This window comes from Actinomadura bangladeshensis, assembly GCF_004348335.1.
GTDB lineage: Bacteria > Actinomycetota > Actinomycetes > Streptosporangiales > Streptosporangiaceae > Spirillospora > Spirillospora bangladeshensis.
In genome coordinates, this window is sequence record NZ_SMJW01000380.1 from 1 (window position 1) to 5,481 (window position 5,481).

Here is a 5,481-nt window from a genome sequence, read left to right on the forward strand (position 1 = left end):
GGCCGACGTGAACCACGCACAGGGTGGTGTGACGGGGGCTAGTTCTCGTCGTGGCCCTCTTCGCTGTCGATCACGCCGTCGACGTAGCCGCGGGCGTACTCCCAGCTGACGTAGTCGACGGGGTCGGGGGAGAGGGCGGGCTCGTGGACGCGGGGCAGGCCCGCGTCCAGCAGGTGGCGCAGGTTGCCGTGCAGCAGCTCCCAGTCGATGTAGTGGAGCTTGCCGCAGTCGCCGCAGTCGACGGTGAGGCCGCGCACGCCGAGCGGCTCCAGCAGCGCGCGGAAGACCTCCAGGTCGGCGAGGTCGGCCAGCACGTCCTCCCGCTCCGTCACGCTGAGCGGAGCGGCCTCGTCGCCGGGGTCGCCGAGCGCCGCCGCCGGATCCTCCGGGTCTCCGGCGAACGGGTCGAGCGGTGCGTCATCGTGCACACTCCCACGCTACTGCCGGACGGACCGAAAGGTGCACCCCCCGCTCTTCTCTGTGCGCGAACAATCGCGCTGCGTGCGCGCCCGCCGGGAATGTACGGGGCCGTCCCCGGTGTTCTGCGATGTCATCAAGACCACGTACCCGCCGTCCGCAAGAGCCGGTCCCGGCGCGGCCGGACGCCCTACCATGGGAACAGGGTCCCGCGTGACCTGGCCCGATGCCGCCACCATTACGGGAAGGTTGTCATGAACCCCGCCGCCGAGCCCGACAAGATCCTCCCCCAGGGCCTGACTTTCGACGACGTGCTGCTGCTCCCCGGGTACTCCGACATGCAGCCCGGCGAGGCCGACACCACGACGCGGCTCACCCGCGGCATCTCGCTGCGGATCCCGCTGGTCTCGGCGGCGATGGACACGGTGACCGAGGCGCGGACGGCGATCGCGATGGCGCGCCAGGGCGGCATCGGCGTCCTGCACCGCAACATGTCGATCGAGGACCAGGCCGAGGAGGCCGACCGGGTCAAGCGGTCCGAGTCCGGGATGATCACCAACCCGATCACCTGCCTGCCGGACGCGACGCTGGCCGACGTCGAGGAGCTCTGCGCCCGCTACCGGATCTCCGGGGTACCGGTCACCGATGTCCGGGGCGTGCTGGTCGGCATCGTGACGAACCGCGACATGCGGTTCGAGTCGGACCTGTTCCGTCCGGTCCGCGAGGTCATGACCCCGATGCCGCTGGTGACGGCGCCGGTCGGCGTGTCGCGGGACGAGGCGTTCCGGCTGCTGGCGGGCAACAAGGTCGAGAAGCTCCCGCTCGTGGACGCCGACGGCCGGCTCAAGGGCCTCATCACCACCAAGGACTTCACCAAGAGCGAGCAGTACCCGAACGCGACCAAGGACGCCGACGGCCGGCTGCTCGTCGCCGCGGCCGTCGGCGTCGGCGAGGACGCGATCCGCCGCGCCAAGGCCCTCATCGAGGCCGGCGCCGACGTCGTCATCGTGGACACGGCGCACGGCCACTCCAAGGGCGTCGCCGACACGATCGCCACGATCAAGGGCAATTCGAGCGTCGAGGTCGTCGGCGGCAACATCGCCACCAGCGCCGGTGCGCAGGTGCTCGTGGACGCGGGCGCCGACGCGGTCAAGGTCGGTGTCGGCCCCGGCTCGATCTGCACCACCCGCATCGTCGCCGGCGTCGGCGTCCCGCAGATCACCGCGATCACCGAGGCGGCCCGCGCGGCGAAGGCGGCCGGCGTCCCGGTGATCGGGGACGGCGGCCTGCAGTACTCCGGCGACATCGCCAAGGCCCTGGTCGCGGGCGCCGACACCGTGATGCTCGGCAGCCTGCTCGCCGGCGTCGAGGAGTCCCCCGGAGAGCTGATCTTCGTCCACGGCAAGCAGTACAAGTCGTACCGGGGGATGGGCTCGCTCGGCGCGATGCGCAACCGCGAGCGCGGCGCGTCCTACTCCAAGGACCGCTACGCGCAGGCCGACGTCAGCGCCGAGGAGAAGCTGATCCCCGAGGGCGTCGAGGGCCAGGTGCCCTACCGGGGCCCGCTCGCCAACGTCGCGCACCAGCTGGTCGGCGGTCTGCACCAGTCCATGTGGTACGCGGGCACCCGCACGATCCCCGAACTCCAGGAGCGCGGCCAGCTGATGCGCATCAGCGCCGCCGGCCTCCGCGAGAGCCACCCCCACGACATCCAGATGACCGTAGAGGCCCCCAACTACCAGGGCCGCTGACCCCGGCCGACGAACTCCGGAACGCCCCACCCCCCTCGTCCGACCCCATCGGACCGGCCGCGTGGGCGCGCGGGCGCACCGCCCGCCGATCACACCGAGCGTGCGGCGCATCCGCACGGCACGCATCGTGCGGCGCGTGCGGACGGCAGCGTGCGGCGGCTGCGCGTGGGCGGCAGTGTGCGGCGTCCGCGGTCCGCGTGGTTGCGTGCATGGCGTGTGGGTGGGTGTCGCGTGTCGGGGTGTGGTGTGTGGGTGGATCTCGGGTGCGCGGGGGGCTGACGTAAGCTCTTCGGGGCTTGTTCCCGCGGTCGGCGGGAACACCGACCAGGCGATGACCGGCACGGCGCCGGGCGAGGAAGAGGGGCGCAGTGGCTGCTGAGGTGGAGATCGGCCGGGGCAAGAGCGGCCGCCGGGCGTACGCCTTCGACGACATCGGCATCGTGCCGTCCCGCCGGACGCGCGATCCCGAGGAGGTCAGCGTCGCCTGGCAGATCGACGCCTACCGGTTCGAGATGCCGCTTGTCGTCGCACCGATGGACAGCGTCGTCAGCCCCGCCACGGCGATCGCCGTCGGGCGGCTCGGCGGGCTCGCCGTCCTCGACCTCGAAGGGCTCTGGACGCGGTACGAGAACCCCGAGCCGCTGCTCGCCGAGATCGCCTCGCTGGACGACGTGCGCGCCACCCAGCGGCTCCAGGAGATCTACACCGAGCCGATCAAGGAGGAGCTGATCGGCCGCCGGATCGCCGAGGTCCGGGACGCGGGCGTCACCGTCGCCGCGCGGCTGTCGCCGCAGCGCACCGCCCAGTTCCACAAGGCCGTCATCGACGCGGGCGTCGACCTGTTCGTCATCCGCGGGACGACCGTGTCCGCCGAGCACGTGTCCGGACGCGCCGAGCCGCTGAACCTCAAGCAGTTCATCTACGACCTCGACGTCCCCGTGATCGTCGGCGGCTGCTCCACCTACACGGCCGCGCTGCACCTGATGCGGACCGGCGCCGCCGGCGTGCTGGTCGGGTTCGGCGGCGGCTCCGGGCACACCACGCGGACCGTCCTCGGCGTCGCCGTCCCCATGGCCACCGCGGTCGCGGACGTCGCCGCCGCCCGCCGCGACTACATGGACGAGTCCGGCGGACGCTACGTCCACGTCATCGCCGACGGCGGCATGGTCAACAGCGGCGACATCGCCAAGGCGTTCGCGTGCGGCTCCGACGCCGTGATGGTCGGCTCCCCGTTCGCCCGGTCGACCGAGGCGCCGGGGCGCGGCTACCACTGGGGCAGCGAGGCCCACCACGGCGACGTCCCGCGCGGCACCCGCCTCGAAATCGGGACGATCGGGACGATGGAGCAGATCCTGTACGGCCCGTCCCATGTCGCGGACGGCTCCATGAACCTCATCGGGGCCCTGCGCCGCGCCATGGCGACCTCTGGTTACACCGAGTTGAAGGAGTTCCAGAGGGTACAGGTCGTGGTGGCGCCGCGCCGGTCCACCGACTGAGAGGCAACCCACCCCCGGTGGAGAGATTTCCGGGGTGGGCCTGTCCTTACTCTTGGGTAGGTACTGCTCGGAAACCGAACGCTGTGGGGGGATATGCGATGACGGCATCACCGGTGACCGGCCTTGGAAGCTCCCGTCTGGGGCCGGCCGAGCGGGCCGCGGCACTCGACCGGATGGCCCGCGAGGAGTTCGACGTCGTCGTGGTCGGCGGCGGCATCGTCGGGGCGGGCGCGGCACTGGACGCCGCCACCCGAGGACTCTCGGTCGCGGTGGTCGAGGCGCGCGACTTCGCTTCCGGCACGTCGTCGCGGTCGTCCAAGCTGATCCACGGTGGCCTGCGCTACCTGGAGCAGTACAACTTCGACCTCGTCCGGGAGGCGCTGACCGAGCGCAGCCTGCTGCTGCAGCAGATCGCGCCGCACCTGGTGAAGCCCGTCCCGTTCCTGCTGCCGACCACGCATCGCGTGTGGGAGCGCGCGTACCTCGGCGCGGGCGTGGCCCTCTACGACCTGCTCTCGTTCCAGATGGGCAGCACCCGCGGCGTCCCGCACCACCGGCACCTGACGCGGCGGGGCGCGCTGCGGCTCGCGCCGTCCCTGCGCAAGGACTCCTTCACCGGCGCGATCCAGTACTGGGACGCGCAGGTCGACGACGCCCGCTACGTGATGACGGTGCTGCGGACGGCCGCGGAGTACGGCGCCCAGATCGCGTCCCGCACCCAGTGCCTCGGCTTCCTGCGCGAGGGTGAGCGCGTCACCGGGCTGCGCATCCGCGACCTTGAGGGGAACACGACCAGCGAGGTGCGCGCGAAGCAGGTCGTGAACGCCACCGGCGTGTGGACGGACGACATCCAGGAACTCGTCGGCGGGCGCGGCCAGATCCATGTGAAGGCGTCCAAGGGCATCCACCTGGTCGTCCCGAAGGACCGCATCCACTCCTCGACCGGGATCATCCTGCGCACGGAGAAGTCCGTGCTGTTCGTGATCCCGTGGGGACGGCACTGGATCATCGGCACCACCGACACCGCCTGGGACCTCGACAGGGCCCACCCTGCGGCGTCCAAGGCCGACATCGACTACATCCTGGACCACGTCAACTCGGTCCTCACGACCCCGCTCACCCACGACGACGTCGAGGGCGTCTACGCGGGGCTGCGCCCACTCCTCACCGGCGAGACGGAAGAAACGTCCAAACTCTCCCGCGAACACGTGGTCGCGCACCCCGTCCCCGGCCTGGTCCTGGTGGCGGGCGGCAAATACACCACCTACCGCGTGATGGCGAAGGACGCCATAGACGCCGTCGCCCACGGACTGGACGGCAAGGTCGCCGAATCCTGCACCGACCGCATCCCGCTCGTCGGCGGTGACGGCTTCCAGGCCATGTGGAACGCCCGCCAGCGCCTCGCGTCCCGCTCCGGCCTGCACGTCGCCCGCATCGAGCACCTGCTGCGCCGCTACGGCACCCTCGTGGACGACCTGCTCGAACTGATCGCCGACAAGCCCGACCTGGCCAAACCGCTGACCGGCGCCGAGGACTACCTCCGCGCCGAGGTCGTCTACGCCGCCACCCACGAGGGCGCCCGGCACCTCAACGACGTCCTGTCCCGCCGCACCCGCGTCTCCATAGAGACCTGGGACCGCGGCGTCGGCGCCGCCCAGGAGGCCGCCGACCTGCTCGCCCCGGTCCTCGGCTGGTCCAAGAAGCAGCGCGACCGCGAGATCGAGTACTACCGCAAGCGGGTCGAGGCCGAACGCGCCTCCCAGACCCAGGAGGACGACCAGGAGGCCGACGCCCACCGCAAGGGCGCCCCCGAAATC

The 5,481-nt window shown here is 71.6% G+C and carries 4 protein-coding genes; 3 read left to right on the forward strand and 1 reads right to left on the reverse strand.

Going from position 1 to position 5,481, the window contains the following annotated elements:
* Window positions 1–38 precede the first annotated feature (38 nt).
* Complete coding sequence (locus E1284_RS38040) at window positions 39–428, reverse strand: DUF5319 domain-containing protein (RefSeq protein ID WP_131944990.1); 390 nt, start codon at window positions 426–428, stop codon at window positions 39–41.
* A 243-nt stretch (window positions 429–671) separates the two neighbouring features.
* Here E1284_RS38040 and guaB point away from each other — a divergent pair, with 243 nt between their 5' ends.
* From guaB to glpD, 3 genes are all read left to right on the forward strand, one after another.
* Window positions 672–2,168, forward strand: a complete 1,497-nt coding sequence (gene guaB / locus E1284_RS38045) for an IMP dehydrogenase (protein WP_131944991.1) — start codon at window positions 672–674, stop codon at window positions 2,166–2,168.
* A gap of 380 nt (window positions 2,169–2,548) precedes the next feature.
* A complete protein-coding gene (locus tag E1284_RS38050; RefSeq protein WP_131944993.1) occupies window positions 2,549–3,664 on the forward strand; it encodes a GuaB3 family IMP dehydrogenase-related protein in 1,116 nt (371 codons plus the stop codon).
* 98 nt (window positions 3,665–3,762) lie between these two features.
* A partial coding sequence (gene glpD / locus E1284_RS38055) for a glycerol-3-phosphate dehydrogenase (protein WP_131944992.1) occupies window positions 3,763–5,481 on the forward strand: 1,719 nt, incomplete at its 3' end.

What these genes read in the sequence shown, in the direction of transcription:
- guaB (WP_131944991.1), top strand. Translation starts at nt 672, where the DNA reads ATGAACCCCGCCGCCGAGCCCGACAAGATCCTCCCCCAGGGCCTGACT.